General features: G+C 55.2%; 15 protein-coding genes and 1 pseudogene. 10 read left to right on the forward strand and 6 right to left on the reverse strand.

Features of this window, described 5'->3' with window-relative positions:
* Positions 1–271 precede the first annotated feature (271 nt).
* The 5 genes from ACR0ER_RS21440 to ACR0ER_RS21460 are packed head-to-tail and all read right to left on the reverse strand — an operon-like array spanning position 272 to position 3,878.
* Entirely contained in the window at positions 272–646 is a 375-nt protein-coding gene (locus ACR0ER_RS21440) for a nuclear transport factor 2 family protein (protein WP_480770675.1), read from the reverse strand.
* Positions 643–1,539 carry an alpha/beta hydrolase gene (locus tag ACR0ER_RS21445; RefSeq protein ID WP_480770676.1) on the reverse strand — a complete coding sequence of 299 codons (897 nt, stop codon included), beginning with the start codon at positions 1,537–1,539 and terminating at the stop codon, positions 643–645. Before ACR0ER_RS21445 ends, ACR0ER_RS21440 begins: the two co-directional genes overlap by 4 nt.
* A complete protein-coding gene (locus ACR0ER_RS21450) occupies positions 1,536–2,018 on the reverse strand; it encodes a flavin reductase family protein (RefSeq protein WP_480770677.1) in 483 nt (160 codons plus the stop codon). The genes ACR0ER_RS21445 and ACR0ER_RS21450 overlap by 4 nt, the downstream gene beginning before the upstream one ends.
* Entirely contained in the window at positions 2,018–2,695 is a 678-nt protein-coding gene (locus ACR0ER_RS21455) for a glutathione S-transferase family protein (protein ID WP_480770678.1), read from the reverse strand. The genes ACR0ER_RS21450 and ACR0ER_RS21455 overlap by 1 nt, the downstream gene beginning before the upstream one ends.
* Complete coding sequence (locus ACR0ER_RS21460) at positions 2,688–3,878, reverse strand: LLM class flavin-dependent oxidoreductase (RefSeq protein WP_480770679.1); 1,191 nt, start codon at positions 3,876–3,878, stop codon at positions 2,688–2,690. Before ACR0ER_RS21460 ends, ACR0ER_RS21455 begins: the two co-directional genes overlap by 8 nt.
* Before the next feature lie 114 nt (positions 3,879–3,992).
* On the opposite strand from ACR0ER_RS21460, the gene ACR0ER_RS21465 reads away from it, so the two are divergent.
* The 5 genes and pseudogenes from ACR0ER_RS21465 (at position 3,993) to ACR0ER_RS21485 (ending at position 9,969) form a co-directional block, all read left to right on the forward strand.
* Positions 3,993–4,598 carry a helix-turn-helix domain-containing protein gene (locus tag ACR0ER_RS21465; protein WP_480770680.1) on the forward strand — a complete coding sequence of 202 codons (606 nt, stop codon included), beginning with the start codon at positions 3,993–3,995 and terminating at the stop codon, positions 4,596–4,598.
* 182 nt (positions 4,599–4,780) lie between these two features.
* A pseudogene (locus ACR0ER_RS21470) lies at positions 4,781–5,461 on the forward strand (IS6 family transposase).
* 222 nt (positions 5,462–5,683) lie between these two features.
* Positions 5,684–6,703 (forward strand): putative 2-aminoethylphosphonate ABC transporter substrate-binding protein, encoded by a 1,020-nt coding sequence (locus ACR0ER_RS21475; RefSeq protein WP_480770681.1) that lies wholly within the window; start codon positions 5,684–5,686, stop codon positions 6,701–6,703.
* Positions 6,704–6,835: 132 nt separating this feature from the next.
* Positions 6,836–7,951 carry a putative 2-aminoethylphosphonate ABC transporter ATP-binding protein gene (locus ACR0ER_RS21480; RefSeq protein ID WP_480770682.1) on the forward strand — a complete coding sequence of 372 codons (1,116 nt, stop codon included), beginning with the start codon at positions 6,836–6,838 and terminating at the stop codon, positions 7,949–7,951.
* The gene (locus tag ACR0ER_RS21485) at positions 7,948–9,969 is read left to right on the forward strand and encodes a putative 2-aminoethylphosphonate ABC transporter permease subunit (RefSeq protein WP_480770683.1); all 2,022 of its coding nucleotides are present in this window, start codon (positions 7,948–7,950) and stop codon (positions 9,967–9,969) included. The genes ACR0ER_RS21480 and ACR0ER_RS21485 overlap by 4 nt, the downstream gene beginning before the upstream one ends.
* Positions 9,970–10,001: 32 nt before the next feature.
* Here ACR0ER_RS21485 and ACR0ER_RS21490 read toward each other — a convergent pair whose 3' ends face one another.
* Positions 10,002–10,886 carry a LysR substrate-binding domain-containing protein gene (locus tag ACR0ER_RS21490; RefSeq protein WP_170744499.1) on the reverse strand — a complete coding sequence of 295 codons (885 nt, stop codon included), beginning with the start codon at positions 10,884–10,886 and terminating at the stop codon, positions 10,002–10,004.
* 119 nt (positions 10,887–11,005) lie between these two features.
* Between ACR0ER_RS21490 and ACR0ER_RS21495 the strand changes: the two genes are divergently transcribed.
* From ACR0ER_RS21495 to ACR0ER_RS21515, 5 genes are all read left to right on the forward strand, one after another.
* The gene (locus tag ACR0ER_RS21495; RefSeq protein WP_480770684.1) at positions 11,006–12,193 is read left to right on the forward strand and encodes a 2-aminoethylphosphonate--pyruvate transaminase; all 1,188 of its coding nucleotides are present in this window, start codon (positions 11,006–11,008) and stop codon (positions 12,191–12,193) included.
* Between the two features lie 20 nt (positions 12,194–12,213).
* Complete coding sequence (gene phnA / locus ACR0ER_RS21500) at positions 12,214–13,458, forward strand: phosphonoacetate hydrolase (RefSeq protein WP_480770685.1); 1,245 nt, start codon at positions 12,214–12,216, stop codon at positions 13,456–13,458.
* A 3-nt stretch (positions 13,459–13,461) separates the two neighbouring features.
* Positions 13,462–14,925 (forward strand): phosphonoacetaldehyde dehydrogenase, encoded by a 1,464-nt coding sequence (gene phnY, locus ACR0ER_RS21505; protein WP_480770686.1) that lies wholly within the window; start codon positions 13,462–13,464, stop codon positions 14,923–14,925.
* A 105-nt stretch (positions 14,926–15,030) separates the two neighbouring features.
* Positions 15,031–16,383 carry a (R)-1-hydroxy-2-aminoethylphosphonate ammonia-lyase gene (gene pbfA / locus ACR0ER_RS21510; protein WP_480770687.1) on the forward strand — a complete coding sequence of 451 codons (1,353 nt, stop codon included), beginning with the start codon at positions 15,031–15,033 and terminating at the stop codon, positions 16,381–16,383.
* Positions 16,384–16,597: 214 nt separating this feature from the next.
* Entirely contained in the window at positions 16,598–18,262 is a 1,665-nt protein-coding gene (locus tag ACR0ER_RS21515) for a Na/Pi cotransporter family protein (protein WP_480770688.1), read from the forward strand.
* Positions 18,263–18,726 lie beyond the last annotated feature (464 nt).

The raw sequence follows: 18,726 nt of genomic DNA on the forward strand, positions 1-18,726 counted from the left end.
AAAAGAAGGGCAAAGATGGACGACTTTTACGCCGCCCGCAGCAGGGTCATCCCGCCGCTACCGTGGTCGACTTTCTCACCGCCGTTCTCACATCCTGTCCTTACAGAGACTGGTTCGAATTTGTCTGACAGCACCTTTGCGCGGGCTACGACAGTATCGCCGTTGTTGATTGAAAATAGCGCGAAGCCAGCCTGTGATCGGGTTTGCTCAAGAGACGACGCGGCCCTCCAACAAGCCTTCCGAAGATCTGGCCGCGCCAGGGGTTAAACGATCAACCTGTCCGTTGCTTGTAATAGGTGTCCTTATGGACAATCAGCCCATGACGGTAGGTCAGTATGTCGACGCTCAGAAACTCTTCTTTCGAGCCATCCTTATGCGTCGCGGTGCGGCGGTATTCGCAGTAGGCTTTGTTGCCCGAGATCGAGCAGTCCAGGCTTTCCCAATGCACGCTTTCGACTTTTTCGAACAGCGCAGAAAAAGCACTGCGGATCGTTTCGGCGCCTTCCAGACGCACGCCATATTCGTCCGGGCCGACAGCGTGGTCAAATGTGGCGTCGTCTGCAAAATGCTTCATCACTGCATCGATGTCGTTAGCGTTAAACGCGTCGCCGACAGCGTCGACGAGGGCTCGGGTCAAAGCGGTCATGATTGCGGTCCTTTTCCTTGAAGCATATCGCAAGTGTGTTTGAAGAAGGGGCTTGCCGGGTCGACAAGCACGTTCAGTTCGTCAAAGTGATCGACGTTCGGGACGATGTAGAGGCCGACCTTGCGGTCTGCGGTCCCAAATTTTTCGACATACATCCGTGCCTGCCTGTGGAATTCGTCCGTTTCCGCGCCACCAACGACAACCAGCTGCGGTGCGTTTGTAACCGGGGGATGATTGGTCATCGGGCTTTCGGCTTCGGCCTCTTCCGGGGTCATGCGAATACCTGCATTAAGCGCCTCGGTCAGGCGCACCGGTTCCAGGTAGCTGAGTGGTGACACCGGGATGCCGGACTTGATCATGTCGGCAGGAAGATCCGCACCAAACGCAGGCCAGTTGGTCGCTATCATCATCTGGGTGATATGGCCGCCAGCCGAGTGGCCCATCACGGTGATACGGTCTGGATTGATGCCCAGTTCGCGCGCGTTGCGCCAGATATAGGCGAGGGCTTCGCGGATTTCTTCGGAAATACGGGTGATGGTCACTGATGGGCAAAGGTCATAGCCAAGCACAACTACATTGACCCCCGCCGCGACAAAGGGTGGGGCAATAAAGCTGTAGATCGACTTGTCGCCGCGTTGCCAATAACCGCCATGCACATACACCAACGTCGGCGCGGTCGCATCAGGACAGCGGAAGACATCCAGCTTTTGTTTCTCGCCTTCCCCATAACGGATATCGAGGCTGCAATCGCTGGTGGCACGCGTGGCCTCGCTGTCGCGGCTCCAGCCGGGAATGACGGTGACTTCATAATCCGGTCGTCCGGCCCGCAGATTGTATTGCGCGTCGAATTCGTCGGGGCTGAAACGGGTGTGGTAGGTCAGATAATCACTCATGACGAAACCTCGGGATTGGGGGCCGCGAAGAAAGCACCGCGGCAAAAGACAAGTGGCGGAACCGGCGCGTGGGCATAGCTGATGACGCGGCCCAGAAGGATCTCATGATCGTCTGCGTCGACCCGGCTGTTAACCACGCATTCCAATTGCGCCGAGGCGCCGGGGATCAGCGGAGTCGCGGTTCCGGGCATCCATTCGGTGTCGGTGAACCGGTTTTCGACGTCACTGGCGAAGTGCATCGCAAGGTCTTTCTGTTCGGCCGACTGGATGTTGACCGCGAAATGATCCGATTGCGACAGCGTCGGAAAGACCCGGCCTGATTTCGCAACACAGACCGAGATCACCGGCGGTTCGAGCGAGACCGAAGTGAAGGAATTGGCGGTCAGCCCCCAGGGTTCCCCGTCCGCGTCATAGGTGGCGACGATGGTTACCCCCGTCGGAAAGGTGCCAAGGGCGCGGCGATAGTCCCGGACGTCCACTATAGAACCCCTTCGCTGGCGCAGGCTTTTTCCAGTGCAGCCCATTCATCAGGGTTTGTCCCAAAATGACGCATGACGTGATCGCGGTAGGCAGGGCGCTCCGCCAGTCGCTGGTACCAGGCCTCGACATTCGGCAGCGGCGGGCGGTCGACCTCGACATTGAAATAGCGATAGGCCACGCACCCCAAAGGAACATCCGCCATGGTAAAGCTGTCGCCGCAGACATAGGCCTTATCCGCCAGATGCTGATCCAGAAGGGTCAGGGCCTCGTGCGCTTCGTCGCGCAGCTTGGCGATCTTTTCCGGGTCACGCTTATCAGGTTGAGTGCGCACGGTTGCAAAGAACAGGTAGATCACGGGCCCAAAGGCGCGGCTGGCCGACCACTCCATCCATTGATCCGCTATCGCACGGGTCTGAATGTCGGACGGGTTGAGCGTTCCTGCGCCGTACCGGTCACAGAGATAGCGCACGATGGCGAGGCTTTCCCACAGTGCAAAATCCCCGTCGCGGATCGCTGGGATCATTCTGTTGGGATTGATCTGCGTATACATCTCCGTGTCGAGCTTGCCAAAGCTCCCCCCGGCCAGTTGCAGCGTGTAGTCCAGCCCCAGCTCATTCGCCGTCCAAATCACGGGAATGACGTTCGACGAATAGGGCCGCCCCCATATCTCAAGCATGTTCCAGCATCCTTTTCTGGGCGATGGACTGCGTGCCGAATTTCGGAACAACATGCTCGAACAGACGATGCCAGCTGGCGAGGATATTTTCGTAAGGCACACCAGTATATTGCTGCATGAGCATGAGGTGATCGAGGCCGATGGTTTCCTGCCGTTCCGCAAACCGATCCGCAACAAATTCGGCGTCGCCCACCACGATGATCCCGCGTTTGTTGAGGAAATCGAACCAGTCCATTTCTTCATCCTCGGGCGTCATCTCTTCGCCCACGTCCAGATAGCCGTGCTTGGTCCATTCCCCCTTGGGGCGCGACCCGCCAAGGAATTCGTAATAGGCGTTGATCGGGCCGCGAATGGTGTTTACCGCTTCTTCCATGCTTTCACCAACATAAAAAGCCGTGCAGACACCGACACCTTCGCCAAGCTTCACCTCGCGCCCTTCGCGTTGCGACAGGGCCTGGCGGTAGGGCTCCCAACAGGCCAGCGTCGCCTTGGGTCCAGCCGCCATCGAGATCACACCCCAGCCGCGCTCGCCAGCCAGCTTAAACGTTGGCGGAGCATTAGACATAAGCCAAACCGGCGGATGAGGGTTGGAGTAGGGGCGCGGATGCACATACATCGCTTTGTATTCGCCGTCCTCACTGTGATAACGCGGGTCCAGAGGGTCAAAGAACCGGTTTGTCTCTTTCCAGCCAGGAACCGGGAATTGGTAGAATTCGCCGTGATGGGTGAACACCTCGTTGGTCCAGGCTTTCAGGATGATCTCAAGGTTCTCCTGATACAGCCGCATGACCTTGGCATTGGCGCGCCGGTCCGCATCCTTGTTGAACTGGATGGTCGAGCGTTCGTTGATGCCTTTGGCGACGCCGAAATCAAACCGGCCTTGGGTCATATTGTCCAGCATCGCGGCGTCTTCGGCGACGCGCAGCGGGTGCCAATCGGGCAGGATGATCGGCGCCGTGCCGACCCGCAGTTTCTTGCAATGCGCAGCCACGTGGGTCCCCATCTGGAGCGGGTTGGGCGGCGCATTCATATATCCGTTATGGGCAAAGTGATGCTCGGTGAACCATGCGGTTGTGAAACCCGCCTGCTCTGCCAGCGAACACTGTTCGAGGATCATCTCCAGTGCGCGCGCCCAGGGAATCGTCTCGCCAGGGCTAAAATTGGCAATCAAATCAAAGCGCATAACGTTCTCCCGGCCGGTAGAAGATTAGTTGATTTTTTATCTCATTTTCAACTAAGTTGATTTACGCTCGAAAAGTCAACTAAAATCCTTTATTCTGAAGTCATGAAAAATGACGTGTCCCAGACCCACGCCCAAAGGCTCGGAAGTGAAATTCGCGAAGTGCGCAAAGCGCGTGGGCTGACCCTGCAACACCTGTCCGAGGCGGTGTCATGTTCCAAAGCCTATCTCAGCCGGATTGAGCTTGGGACCGCTAAGGTGTCGGACGACCTGCTTTGCGAAATCAGCGATGCCCTTGCGGTTGACCCGGGCTGGTTCTTTCCCAAGCAGGCAGGAGAAGGCCCGCTGGAACGCAAGCACGTCGTGCGACGTGAAAACCGCAGGGCGCTGTCGGCGATGTATACGCGGTCAACGGATGAATTGGGCTTTGAGGACGAATTGCTGTCCAGCACGTTGTCAGGCCAGTGCTATTTGATCCTGTCACGATTCCGCCCCGGCGCAGGAGAGCCGCCCGAGCCACTGGAAGGGTATTCCTTTGAAGGTGAGCAACACGCCATCGTCCTTAGCGGCGAAGTAGAGCTGCGCCTTGGGGAAGAGGTCATTTCATTGCGTGAAGGAGACAGCTTTTCCTATCCATCCATGATCGCCCACCGCTTTCGCAACAAGACCGAAAAAGAAGCCACAATGGTCTGGGCGATGTCGCCGATACGTATCACGTGGTGATTGCTGTTCTGCTATTGCAGATGCATGAAGTGCTTTTGTGTGTGGTGCGCTGAAAGGTCTTGTCAGAAGAACTTGGGTTGAGCGGGGCAGGGGTGTTGGGATCTGTTGCAAACTTTTGGCTGTTGACGACGTCAGATGCCGCGGGTGAATGACTTTCGGTAAAATCAGTCGAGTGTCAGTTCATGATTTCCTTCAAAGGCGCGCAATATCCGAAGGATGTGATCCTGTTCGCAGTGTTTTTCTATGTCCGATACGGTGTGTCTTACCGGGATCTTGAAAAAATCATGGCCGAGCGCGGTGTTTCAGTGAACCACACCACGCTAAACCGATGAATAACACGGTATTCTGGTGCAATCGCTTAAGCAGCACATCGCCGCAAAGGGCCATGTGATCGTTCGTGGAGAATGGACGAGACTTATATCAAAGTTAAAGGCGCGTAGGTTTACCTCTATCGAGCTGTGGACAAACACGGCAAGACCCTTGATTTCATGCTTTCACGGCGTCGCAACAAACCAGCCGCCACCAAGTTCTTCGCCAGGATGTTGGGGATCAACGGATTGCCGAGGAAGATTGTGATCGACAAGAGCGGTGCCAACACCGCCGGCATAAAGGCCAATAACAAAATGCTCAAAAGCTCTGGCTGCCCGATCCCAAATGAGATGGTGAGGCGGAAATACTTGAACAATATCGTGGAACAGGACCACCGTTTCATCAAGAGACGCACGCGGCCAATGCTGGGGTTCAAGGCCTTTGCTTCAGCGGCGGCAACCCTTGATCGAATAGAAGTGGCGCACATGATCCGCAAGGGTCAAATCACGCTCGAACTCTGCCCATTTAAGCAGTTAGCTGAGCTCACCACCTGACTTACAAGCGATTGCTGAAACAACTCAACGGACTCAAATTTTTGCAACAACACCTTGCCCTGCAGAAAACAGCAATCTCATCCATAGGAAAAAATTATAACGTTGAAGGTATAATCGATTTTTCTTGAAGAGTTAATCTGTCAAACTGTCGGTACCAATCTGAATGAGAACGCCGCACGAGAATGGCGAACCAGTCTAATAAATCGACAACAGAGGATGACAATGAGACACACAACATCACTTCTAACCGCTCTCGCCATCGGCACGCTGACTGCAACGGCAGCGGTATCAGAGACAGAACTGACTGTTTACACAGCCGTCGAGGCTGAAGACCTGGCCCGATATGCCGAGACGTTTAACCAAAGCAACCCTGATATCAAAATTAACTGGGTTCGCGACTCGACAGGGATCATTACCGCCAAATTGTTGGCGGAGCGAGACAACCCACAGGCAGACGTCGTTTGGGGGCTGGCGGCCACGTCGTTGCTGCTGTTGAAATCCGAAGGCATGCTGGAACCCTACGCTCCGGTTGGCGTTGAAGAGCTTGATGTGAAGTTTGTTGACGGTGACAATCCTCCGGCCTGGGTTGGCATGGATGCCTGGGTTGCGTCGGTTTGTTACAATACAGTCGAGGCCGAAAAGGCTGGGCTGACGCCGCCAACGTCATGGAAGGACCTTACCGACCCAATGTACAAGGATCAGGTTATCATGCCGAACCCAAACTCATCGGGCACCGGATTCCTTGATGTTTCAAGCTGGCTGCAGTTGTTTGGCGAAGATGGCGGCTGGGAGTATATGGATGCGCTGCACGAAAACATCGCACGATATACCCATTCGGGTTCGAAGCCCTGCAAACTGGCGGCTGCGGGCGAAATCCCGATCGGTATCTCGTTTGCCTTCCGCGGTGCCAAATCCAAAGCGGACGGCGCCCCGCTTGAAATCATCGTGCCTTCCGAGGGTGTAGGTTGGGACATGGAAGCAACTGCAATTGTTGCCGGCACCGCAAATCTGGAAGCCGCTCAGAAACTAGTTGATTTCTCGGTCTCCAAAGAGGCCAACGAGATGTACAACAGCGGTTATGCGGTCGTGGCCTACCCGGGCATCGCAAAGCCGGTCGAGCACTTCCCAGAGGGTCTTCTGGATGCCATGATCGAAAATGATTTTGAGTTTGCCGCCAACAATCGCGCGGCGATCCTGAAGGAATGGCAGTCTCGCTATGACGGAAAGTCGGAAGCGAAGTAATCCCATTAGCAGGAGGAGCGATCATGCCTCTCCTGCACACCACACTCTTGTTCCCCAAGATACAACCTACTCACCCGGTTCAGACCGGCCAAGTAAGGCCGTACCCGAGGTGCAGATATGAGGACCTCTCCCGTGCTTCAGAAAACACCACCCGGTGAACTGTATCTTAGTATCCAAAACCTGTGGAAAGCCTTCGGCAGCTTTCTCGCACTCAAGGATATTTCGCTGGAAATCAACGAAGGCGAGTTTGTCTGCTTTCTGGGCCCGTCAGGCTGTGGAAAAACAACTTTGCTGCGCGCCATTGCAGGTTTGGACCTGCAAACCAAGGGTACGGTCATGCAGGACGGTATGGACGTGTCCAACTTGCCCCCGTCCGAGCGTGATTTCGGGATTGTATTTCAATCCTATGCGCTGTTTCCCAACCTCACGATTGAAAAGAACATCGCCTTTGGCCTGGAAAACTCAGGCCACAGCAAGTCTGAAATTTCCGCCCGTGTGAACGAGTTGTTGCATCTGGTTGGCCTTCCCGATCAGGGTAAGAAATACCCAGCGCAGCTATCGGGTGGACAGCAGCAAAGGATTGCACTTGCGCGCGCGATCGCGTCCAAGCCCGGCTTGTTGCTGCTGGACGAGCCCCTGTCGGCTCTGGATGCCAAAGTACGTGTACATTTGCGGCACGAAATCAAGGAATTGCAGCGCAAGCTGGGCGTGACCACCGTTATGGTGACCCATGATCAGGAAGAGGCGCTGGCCATGGCTGATCGAATCGTGGTCATGAATCACGGAGTTATCGAGCAGGTGGGTTCTCCCACAGAAATCTACCGGGATCCGGCTAACCTTTTCGTGGCCGATTTTATCGGTGAAATGAACCAGATTAGGTCTCAAGTTACAAAGGGCGGGCGGTTGAGCGTGGGCGAAAAAACCTTTGCCTGCCTAGGTCATCAGTTCAACGACGGAACGTCGGTTGTCGCGGCAATTAGGCCGGAAGATGTAATTCCCCATGAAGCTGGGTATCTTGATACCGGTGGCAATCGAAACTGCATCGATGTCACTCTAGATGAGATGGAATTTCTAGGCTCGTTTTGGCGCTGCCGTTTAAGCAACGAACGGTTTGGGTCATCAGAACTGATTGCTGACTTCTCGATCAATGCCGTGCGTCGCCTGGAACTTGAAGAAGGCCGGACCATGGTGATTGAGCTTCCCGAAAATCGCCTGATGGCATTTGATGTTCCGGAGGTAGAGGCATGAGTACGATCTCTACCAACAGCGATACCCTGCCCCCTGGTCCCAGCATCAAGCCAAAGCTCAGCCGCGATGACATCTTGATGCGCGGCAGCATGATGGTCATCGTGCTCTATCTAATCGTGACCTTGGCGCTGCCGCTTTACACAATGCTCTCCAAGTCATTTTCAACCTATCGGGTGGAGCTGTCCCAATACGAGTTTCAGGTCAGCGATGAAGCAGGCGTTTATGACGGGTCGATCCTGTCTGGAGATGCGCTGAACCAGCAAACCGATGTGTTCGCTGACACCGATCTTGTGACTGGCTCGGATGGGCGTCTCCCGGTGACAGGATTGTTCCCGGAGTTCAGTTTCCGAAGCCCAGTCATGTACCAGATCCGCAACACAAGCGACACTGGGCGCTTTCTGGTCGGATCAACTCTGCAGGACGACACCGACTGGATCGAGCTTGATTCCAACACGTTCCGTCGCGTTCAGCTGCGGCCCGTTCAATCACGGGGTCTGGACAACTTTGTAAACTATTTCTCGACGCCTGCGCTGTTCAATTCGATCAAGAACTCGCTTTGGATATCTGTTGTAAGCACCATTGTAACGGTAACGCTGGCCTTTTGGTTCGCCTATGCGCTCAATCGCAGCTGTATGCGGTTCAAGGGTGTCTTTCGTCTGATAGCGATGGCACCGATCCTTGTCCCCTCGCTTTTGCCGGGTATCGCCTTGGTATACCTGTTCGGCAATCAGGGTATGATCAAGGAGCTGTTGTTCGGGGCTAGCATCTATGGCCCGATCGGTATTGTGATCGGATCGGTCTTTTTCACCTTTCCTCACGCCTTCCTGATTATTTCAACAGCGTTGGCAATCTCGGATGCGCGGCTTTACGAGGCTGCCGCAAGCCTGCGATCGACCCCATGGCGCACATTCTGGACGGTCACCGTTCCGGGTGCTCGCTACGGCCTGATCTCTGCTTCCTTTGTGGTTTTCAATCTGGTGATCACCGATTTTGGCTTGCCCAAAGTCATCGGTGGTCAGTTCAACGTGCTTGCGGTGGATATCTACAAACAGGTGATCGGCCAGCAGAATTTTGAGATGGGCGCGGTTGTATCCGTGGTTCTGGTGATTCCTGCAATCCTAGCCTTTGCCATCGACCGGATGGTCCAGTCCAAACAGGTTGCGCTGCTGTCCGCGCGGTCAGTGCCGTATCAGGCAACCCCTAACCCGAAAGCAGACCGACTGTTCCTGATCTATTGCAGCCTGATCGGCCTTTTCATCGTCGGCCTTTTAGCGGTGTGCCAATTTGCGGCGCTGATCAAGTTCTGGCCCTATGACCTGAGCCTAAGCCTGCGGAACTATCAGTTCGACAAGATGGATGGCGGTGGATGGGGATCGTATTTCAATTCGATCCGGTTGGCCTTGCTGACCGCAGTAATAGGCACCACCGTTGTATTCTTCGGTGCCTATCTGGTTGAAAAATCGCAAGGGTTCCGCACCGGAAGGTCGATCTTTCAGATGTTCGCGATGTTGCCGATGGCAATTCCTGGTATGGTGCTGGGGCTTTCCTACATCTTCTTCTTCAACAACCCTTCAAACCCCTTGAACGGTATCTACGGCACCATGGCAATACTGGTGATCTGTACAGTGACGCACTTTTACACTGTATCGCACCTGACGGCGGTGACCGCGCTGAAACAAATGGACCGCGAATTCGAGTCAGTTTCGGCCTCGCTCAAACAGCCAACGATGAAACTGTTTGCGCGTGTTACGGTTCCAGTCTGTTTGCCAGCAGTTTTGGACATATCCATTTATTTGTTCGTCAATGCAATGACGACTGTGTCAGCGGTCGTGTTCCTCTACTCGCCTAAAACGACGCTCGCGTCTATCGCAGTACTGAACATGGATGATGCCGGGGATATTGCACCGGCTGCGGCGATGGGCATGATGATCTTTTACACCAATGCTGCGGCCCGGATCATTCACCTGATTGCGTCTAAAGGGATATTAAAACGCACTCAGGCCTGGCGCAGTCGCTGACGGCCACTCCTGCTGATACCAAGCCCCGCCAATCAATCGTTGGCGGGGTTTTCTTCCAAGGTACGTTGCGCAAACTCTGTGAAGGCGCGGATGATTTTCACTTCGCGCCTCTGAGACAGCGATATAATGCTCTCGCCCATCTGCAGGTTGATGCCTTTAAGCTTGATTTGTCGGAGACGGTCATCATGACCATATTCCGCCTGCGAGACAAAACCGATACCTGCGCCGGAGGCCACCAGTTCCCGTATCGCCTCGCGTCCTTCCGCTACAATCGCGGGTTTCAATGTTATCCCGTGTTTTTTGGCCTCGTCTTCAAGTTTCTGGCGCGTTTTTGATCCCGTCTCGCGGAAAATTAACGGTAGATTTGACAGCTCTTCTAGAGACAGTGTCGGCTTCGACGCCAAAAGAACACCCTGTGCGGCAAAGGCCACGATCTCTGTGGAACCAAGACTTAAGACATCCATATCCTTGCCGGGAGACAGGCTGCCCACTACGCCAATTTCCGCGTTATAAGCCCTGAGTTCCTCCAGGATCTCTTCGCTATTCCCCGAGCGTACGGTGATCGTGACATTAGGGTTTTTCTTTTGAAAAGGCCCCAGAAAGGCTGTCATGTGGTGTGCAGAGTCGGCGATGATGCGCAACTCTCCATCGACCACGGCCTTGGTCTCGGATAGGTAGTCCTCGATTTGACCTTCGATCTCGAAGTATTGCTTCGTATATCGGTAAAGCTGCTCACCGTCGGGTGTCAAAGTTACACGTTTGCGCTCACGTTGGAACAACAGCAGATCATGATCCTGTTCCAGCTTTCGCACCTGTTCCGAAATTGCCGGCTGCGTCAGAAAAAGAGCCTCTGCAGCACGCGAAAATCCCCCATGCTTGGCTACAAAATGGAAGGCTTTGAGCTGGCTGTGACGCATGGCAGTACTCCGATATCAGATCATAGGCTGCGCTTATAATTAGATTGATATTTGCAATTTCACATATAGCAACACTTGCTGCAATTGTGTTCTTGAGAATACCTTTCTGGAGCTAGGTTATGACACCTTCCAATCCCAAAATCGAACAGCCGCGCCTCGGTGAACCTTACCTTCTGACACCCGGACCTTTGACGACATCTCATGCCGTAAAAGAAGCTATGTTAAAGGATTGGGGCAGTTGGGACGATGACTTTCGCGCCATGACGCAAGAGGTGCGGACAAGCCTGCTGGCGCTATTGGGCGAGGGCGCCGATGATTTTGACTGCGTCCCGATGCAGGGCAGTGGTTCGTTTTCGGTTGAAGCGATGCTTGCATCATTCATTCCGCGCGATGGCAAAGCGCTGGTGCTGGCGAACGGAGCGTATGGCCAGCGTTCGGCGCAAACGCTGGTGTATCTGGGGCGCGATCATGTGGTGCTGGACAAGGGTGATTACCTGCCCCCCCGGGGCAGCGAAGTGGCAGAGATTCTGGCTAAAGATCCTGCGATCACCCATGTAGTAGCGATCCATTGCGAAACCTCCTCGGGCATTCTGAATCCCGTCGAGGAGATTTCCGAAGCGACCTATGCCGCCGGGCGCAAGCTTCTGATTGACTCGATGTCAGCTTTCGGTGCGATCGAGTTAAAGCCAAGCGAGGTCAGGTATGAGGCGATGGTGTCCTCGGCCAACAAATGCATCGAAGGCGTGCCCGGATTCGGTTTTATCGTCGCCCGAAAATCCGAGCTTGAGGCTGCGGAGGGCAACAGCCACTCGCTGAGCCTGGACGTGCACGCGCAATGGGTGCATATGAACAAGACAGGTCAGTGGCGGTTCACCCCTCCGACCCATGTGGTGGCGGCGTTCATCGAGGCACTCAGGGCGCATTCCGCCGAAGGAGGCGTTCTGGGCCGTGGCGAGCGCTATACCCGCAACCGTGATGTCATGGTCGCCGGAATGCGCGAACTGGGCTTTGAAACACTGCTCGACAATCGCTGGCTCAGCCCAATTATCGTCACCTTTTTCTGCCCGGCGGACGAGAATTTCGTATTCGATCAGTTCTACACCCTTATGAAATCCAAGGGTTTCATCATCTACCCAGGTAAGCTGACGGTGGTCGACAGTTTTCGCGTCGGATGTATCGGTCAAATGGATGAACACGTCATGCGCAAAGTTGTAAACGCAGCAAAAGAATCACTGGAGGAGATGGGTGTCACAAGCGCTGCCCCCCCCCTCCGGGCATTGGAAGAACGCGCCAAACTGGCAGCTTAACTATCAAGGAACAAAATAAGATGACCATCCAAACACCAGTTGAAGCAAACGAACGCGTCTATCCGACGCCGAAAGTACCCGCAATCGCCATCTGCCTTGATGGATGTGAGCCGGAGTACCTGGAAGTCGCAATAGCCAAGGGTCTGATGCCCAACCTTAAGCGGATGCGCGAGACCGGTACCGACCGGTTGGCCCATTCCGTGATCCCCTCCTTCACCAATCCCAATAACCTGTCGATTGCCACCGGCCGCCCACCCATCGTGCATGGTATCTGCGGCAACTATCTGATCGACCCCGACAGCGGCGAAGAGGTCATGATGAACGACGTGCGTTTCCTGCGCGCGCCGACCATTTTCTCGCAATTCTACGATGCTGGTTTCCGCGTCGCTATGGTTACCGCCAAGGACAAGCTGCGCGCCTTGCTCGGTGCCGGGTTAAAATTTGACGAAGGTCGAGCCGTTGCCTTTTCTTCGGAACGCTCAGGCGAGACGACTTTAGCCGAACACGGGATCGAAAATGCAAGCAAATGGCTGGGCATGGGCGTCCCTGAGGTCTATTCGGCCGAATTGTCTGAGTTTGTATTCGCCGCTGGCGTCAAGCTATTGAAAGAGTTCAAGCCCGACGTGATGTATCTTTCGACTACGGACTATATTCAGCACAAGTTCGCCCCCGAACAGCAGGGTGCGCTTGATTTCTATGCCATGTTTGACCGGTATTTGGGCGAGCTTGACGAGCTGGGTGCCGCCATCGTTGTGACCGCCGATCATGGCATGAAGCCAAAACACCTGGCTGATGGTTCCCCCGCTGTTATCTACGCACAGGATCTGATGGACAAATGGCTTGGTAAGGACGCGGCGCGCGTCATCCTACCGATTACCGACCCGTACGTGGTGCATCACGGTGCGTTGGGCTCGTTCGCGACGGCCTATCTGCCCGAGGGCGCAGATCAGAACGACATCATTGCAAAACTCAGGGCAACCGAGGGAATAACCCATGTACTGACCAAGGCCGAAGCCATTGCGCAATTCGAGCTGCCGGGCGACCGGATTGGCGACATCGTGATGGTTTCTGGTGAGAATATCTGCATTGGCACATCCGAGCACCGCCATGATCTAGCGGCCCTGAAAGAACCGCTGCGCAGCCATGGCGGTTTGACTGAACAAGAGGTTCCGTTCATCGTAAACCGTGTCATTGACCTGCCGAACCAGCCGGTTTTGCGCAACTTCGACGCCTTTTTCTACGCAACCACAGCGGCGGCACAGTAAGTCATGAAAGATCAAGCCATGTCGAACATCGAAATACGAAACGAAGGGATGCGGATCGGTGGTAAAGTTGTCTTCACTGACGAAACCGTTCCGGTACTCTATCCCTATACCAATGAGGTGGTGGGTCATGTCCCGGCCGGAACCGCTGAACATGCACGCAAGGCCTTCGAGATTGCGGCAAACTACAAGCCGAAACTCACCCGGTACGAACGCAGCCAGATCCTGCAACGTGCCGGTGAACTGATCGGCGAAAAGCGCGAGTATCTGACCAAGTGGTTGACGCTGGAATTGGGCATATGTCATCAGCACGCAATCTATGAGACCAAGCGCGCGCAGGACGTCTATCAGTTTGCCGCCGCCGAGGCGCTGAAAGACGACGGCGAGATTTTCTCGTGCGATCTGACCCACAACGGCAAGGAACGGAAGATTTTCACCAAGCGTGAACCGGTCAAAGCCATCAGCGCGATCACCCCATTCAACCACCCGCTGAACATGGTCAGCCACAAGATCGCCCCCGCGATTGCGACCAATAACTGCATGGTCTGCAAACCGACCGAACTAACGCCGCTTACCGCTCTGACACTGGCTGACATTCTGTATGAGGCGGGATTGCCTCCTGAGATGTTCCAGGTTGTCACCGGCTGGCCCGGTGACATCGGTGATGAAATGATCACCAATGAAAACATCGATATCATCACATTCACCGGCGGTGTACCGGTCGGCAAGATGATTGCCGAAAAGGGCGTCTATAAGCGCCAGGCGCTGGAACTTGGCGGCAACGATCCTCTGATTGTGCTTAACGACCTCAGCGACGCCGATCTGGACAAGGCGGCCACGATTGCAGTTGCAGGCGCCACTGGCAATTCCGGCCAGCGCTGCACAGCGGTCAAGCGCATATTGGTGCAGGAAAGCGTCGCGGACAAGTTTGTGCCGCTGGTGCTGGAGAAAGCCAAAAAAATCAAGTTTGGCGATCCGCAGGACCCCGAGACCGAGCTGGGTTGCGTAATCCATGCCGAGGCCGCCGAGCTGTTCGAAAAACGCGTCTACATGGCCGAGGAAGAGGGTGCGGAAATCCTCTACCACCCCGGACGTCAGGGCGCTTTGCTGCCGCCCATCGTGGTCGACAAGGTGCCCCACAACAGCGAGCTGGTGATGGAAGAGACCTTTGGTCCAATCGTCCCAATCGTGCGTGTGCCCGACAATGACGCCGAAGTCATGGCGATCTCGAACAGCACCGAGTTCGGCCTGTCCTCGGGCGTGTGCACCAACGACCTGAACCGCGCGATTGCCTATATCAACGGGCTGGACGTCGGTACCTGCAACATCTGGGAACAGCCGGGTTACCGGATCGAAATGTCCCCTTTTGGGGGCATCAAGGACAGCGGCAACGGCGTCAAGGAAGGTGTTATCGAAGCGATGAAATTCTTCACCAACGTCAAAACCTACTCGTTGCCCTGGCCGGGCTGAAATTCCTGCTCTTCCCGTTAGCGGAAAGAGCTTCAGAAATCCTCCCCGGAACTAGCGGACCTTTCGGGGTCCGCACCTTTTAATAAGCGACAACGAGGAGCGGCAATGCCACAGATTGTCCATACAGAAGGGGAATCGAACACCTCTGAAGCCCGTAAGGCCTGGCTGAAGAAGTCCATCGGGCCCAAATCATCGCCACTGCTAAAACGCGATGCGGGTGTGTTTCTGCATCAATCCTTGTCCAGCCCCTGCGTCAGCACGATTGCCAAGGCAGAAGGGATTTGGATAGAGGACTTGGATGGCCGACGCTACATGGACTTCCACGGAAATTCGGTCCATCACATCGGTTATGGCCATCCCCGGCTGGTTCAAGCGATCAAGGATCAGCTGGACGAACTGCCATTTGCCCCGCGCCGCTTTACCAATGACGCTGCGGTGGAACTGGCCGAAAAATTGGTCGCTATCACTCCCGATGATCTGGGCAAGATACTATTCACCACCGGCGGCTCGGACGCCAATGAAGTCGCGCTCAAGATCGCCCGCGCCGCTACGGGCCGCTTCAAGACGCTCAGCTTCTGGGACGCCTTCCATGGAGCGGGTTTTGGTGCAGCGAGCGTTGGTGGCGAGGCCACTTTCCGCAGCTATATTGCCGGTCCGCTTTTGCCAGGGACCGAGCATGTGGCGCCATTCCACCCCACCCGCTGCCCTTATGGGCACACAACGCTTGAGGCCAGCGCCGAAGCCTGTGCCAACATGATCGACTATGTGCTAGAACGCGAAGGCGACATCTGTGCCGTGGTGGCCGAGGCGATGCGTGCTGTGCCCATCGTGCCGCCGCCAGGTTTCTGGAAGCGGGTGCGCGATATCTGCGACCGCCATGGCGCGTTGCTGATCCTGGATGAGATTCCGACCGGGTTGGGCAAGACCGGGCAGATGTTCTCGTTCCAGCATGACGAGATCGTTCCCGATATTGTCACTATCGGCAAGTCACTGGGCGGAGGTATCCTCCCCATCGCTGCCTGTATCGCCCGCAATAAACTGGATGTTTGCGGTGATTTTGCTATCGGGCATTACACGCACGAAAAGAACCCTGTCACCGCTTGCGCCGCATTAACTACGCTGCAGATTATCGAGGATGAGGGATTGGTCGAGCGTGCGTCAGAATTGGGCGAACACGCAATAGGCCGCCTGATGGACGCATTGCAAAATGTTCCTATCGTTGGCGACATCCGGGGCCGTGGCCTTATGTTCGGAATCGAGATCGTCGAAGACCGTGTTACCAAGATACCGGGAAATATCCGCGCGGAACGGATCTATTATGCCTGTCTCGAAGCCGGGCTGAGCTACAAGATCAGCCAGGGAAGCGTTCTGACGCTGTCGCCGCCGCTGACAATTTCGAAAGGTGAACTAGACCGGGCAATCGATATCGTAGTTGCAGCGATTGAAAACGAGGTCTGACCGGTCGGTCCCCATACGCCGCGCAGAACTTTGGCGCGGGGGAGCACCTTCGAAACCGATCAGAACCTGACGCGGATGACACGGCGCGGACGCTCATCGCGAAGTTGATTGAACCCGACGTCTCTAGCGCCGTGGTCAAAAAAGTAAAAGCTACTTGCAGATTACCGCGCAAGAACTGCGGTGAATTGAGCCTATAGTGAAGTCGGAGTGAAGTATGGCGATTGTCACCTTCCTGATCAGCCTGGCCGGGGCCACCATGCTGCTGCTGTACGCGGTCCGCATGGTGCGTACCGGGATAGAGCGCAGCTACGGCGCGTCGTTCCAGCGGGTGATGACGCAGCAACGCAGTTATGTGAAAGCTTCGCTGGTGGGCGTGGTGATGGCGATGGTGCTACAAAGCTCGGCCGCGGTAGCTCTGTTAAGCTCGGGTTTTGCTGCCAGCGGATTACTGAGCTTTCCGGCTGGGCTGGCCATTGTGCTGGGTGGCGATCTGGGCTCGGCACTGATTATTCAAATCCTTTCGTTCAAACTGGACTGGCTTGTTCCGTTGCTGCTGGCCGTTGGCGGCTATCTGTTCGTCAAGACCGAGGCAAAAAAAGCCCGACAGCTGGGGCGCATCTTGATGGGTGTTGCCTTTATCCTGATCTCGCTCAGGTTTCTGCGCGAAGCGATGGACCCGATTCGCGACAGCGCATTTCTACCCGCCGTAGCCGACTATTTGGCCCGCGACTATATTACCGCCTTCCTTGTCGGCGGTGCGTTGGCCTTTGTCATGCATTCTTCGGTCGCGGCCATCCTTATGTGCGTGACGCTTGTGCAGATTGGCGCAATCCCGTTTGCCGCCGGTATGTCATTGGTCTTTGGCGCGAATTTCGGCTCAGCCTTCATTCCGGTCTGGCTGACGCGAGGGATGCCCGTGACCGCCCGGCGTATACCCTATGCCAATCTGGCGCTACGGGGCAGTTGGGCATTAGTGACATTGTTTGCGGCTAACTTCGCCTTGCGGACGGGGCTGTTGGGCGACCCGCAAGGGGGCCAGATGCTGGTTAACGTACATCTTGCGTTTAACCTGTCGCTTCTGGTTCTGGCTCTTCCGTTTTGCGGACACGTGGAGGGCTTGTTCGAAAGGCTCTTGCCCGACCAAAAGAAAGAAAATGAACCCCGACCTGCGCGCCTGACCAGTGCGCTGGACATGGAAAATGTAGCTAACCCGAGTCAGGCCATGCCGAGCCTCAAGCGTGAGCTTCTGCGGATGAGTGACTTTCTCGAAACCATGTTCCGTCCTGTCCTGGAACTGTATCGCAGCGGAGACAAGGAACAGATCCGCTCGGTTCAGGCTGTTGACGAGGACGTAAACAGATGCCTTTCGGATATTCGCGCCTTTGTCGCTGCGATGCCCTCAGAGCTATATAGAAAGCGGGATGCAAAAACCGCGCGCGATTTAATGGAATTTGCGATCCGGCTTGAAACGGCAGGGGATGTTGTCGCCAAACGCCTGACAGTTTTGGCTGGCGAAATGCGCGCAAAGGGATCAAGTTTTTCACAGGAAGGCTGGTCGGAACTTGTTCAAATGCACGAGGGTATTCTGGCCAATATGAAACTGGCATCGAATGTGCTGATTTCCGACGATCTGGAAAGCGCACGGCTTCTCAGCCTTGAAAAAACCGAAATCAAACGCGTGGAGCGGGACAGCCGTAAGCGGCACTTGCGCCGACTGCAGCACGGCACAACGGAAAGCTTCGAGACCAGCGACATTCATCTGGAGACTTTACGTGCATTCCGGGAATTCAACAGCCACATCGCTTCGATCGCCTACCCAGTCCTGTACCGGAATGGTCAGTTGCTTGAGACACGGTTAATCACCGAGATTGCTGACTAACGAGTTGCCGAATGGAGTACTGTATAAGGTTCTGTCGCAAATTTCTTTGAGAGTTGCATAGACGAAACTGGAGAGGCGAATATCCCAGTTGGATAAACTGCTGAAACGGACAGAGGCCGGCGTGAATTGACCGGTTGTGTCGCAAACTTATTGAACGACCGGGGCTGGCGCTTTGCTAGATGCAGCTATCATGCAATCTCAGCGAACATCCAACGTCGGGAGCGCAATCGCGAAAGGGTCAGACGGCGATAGAACAGAAAACAAAGTTCAAGGCCGATAACCGGCCTCGCACCGCCCGGCGAAACTTCGGTCATTGGGCCCGAAAGGGCGGAAAGCAGACATTAGCCGCACCGTTCATTGGGGTCCGCAGAATGGAGCTAAGCAGACGTTGATTAAGCTCTGAGACGGCATATGAGGCGCGCCAAGCGTGATGTCTGTGACAAAAGGACTTGCTCCAAACATTT

The organism is Ruegeria sp. CH8, assembly GCF_056536985.1.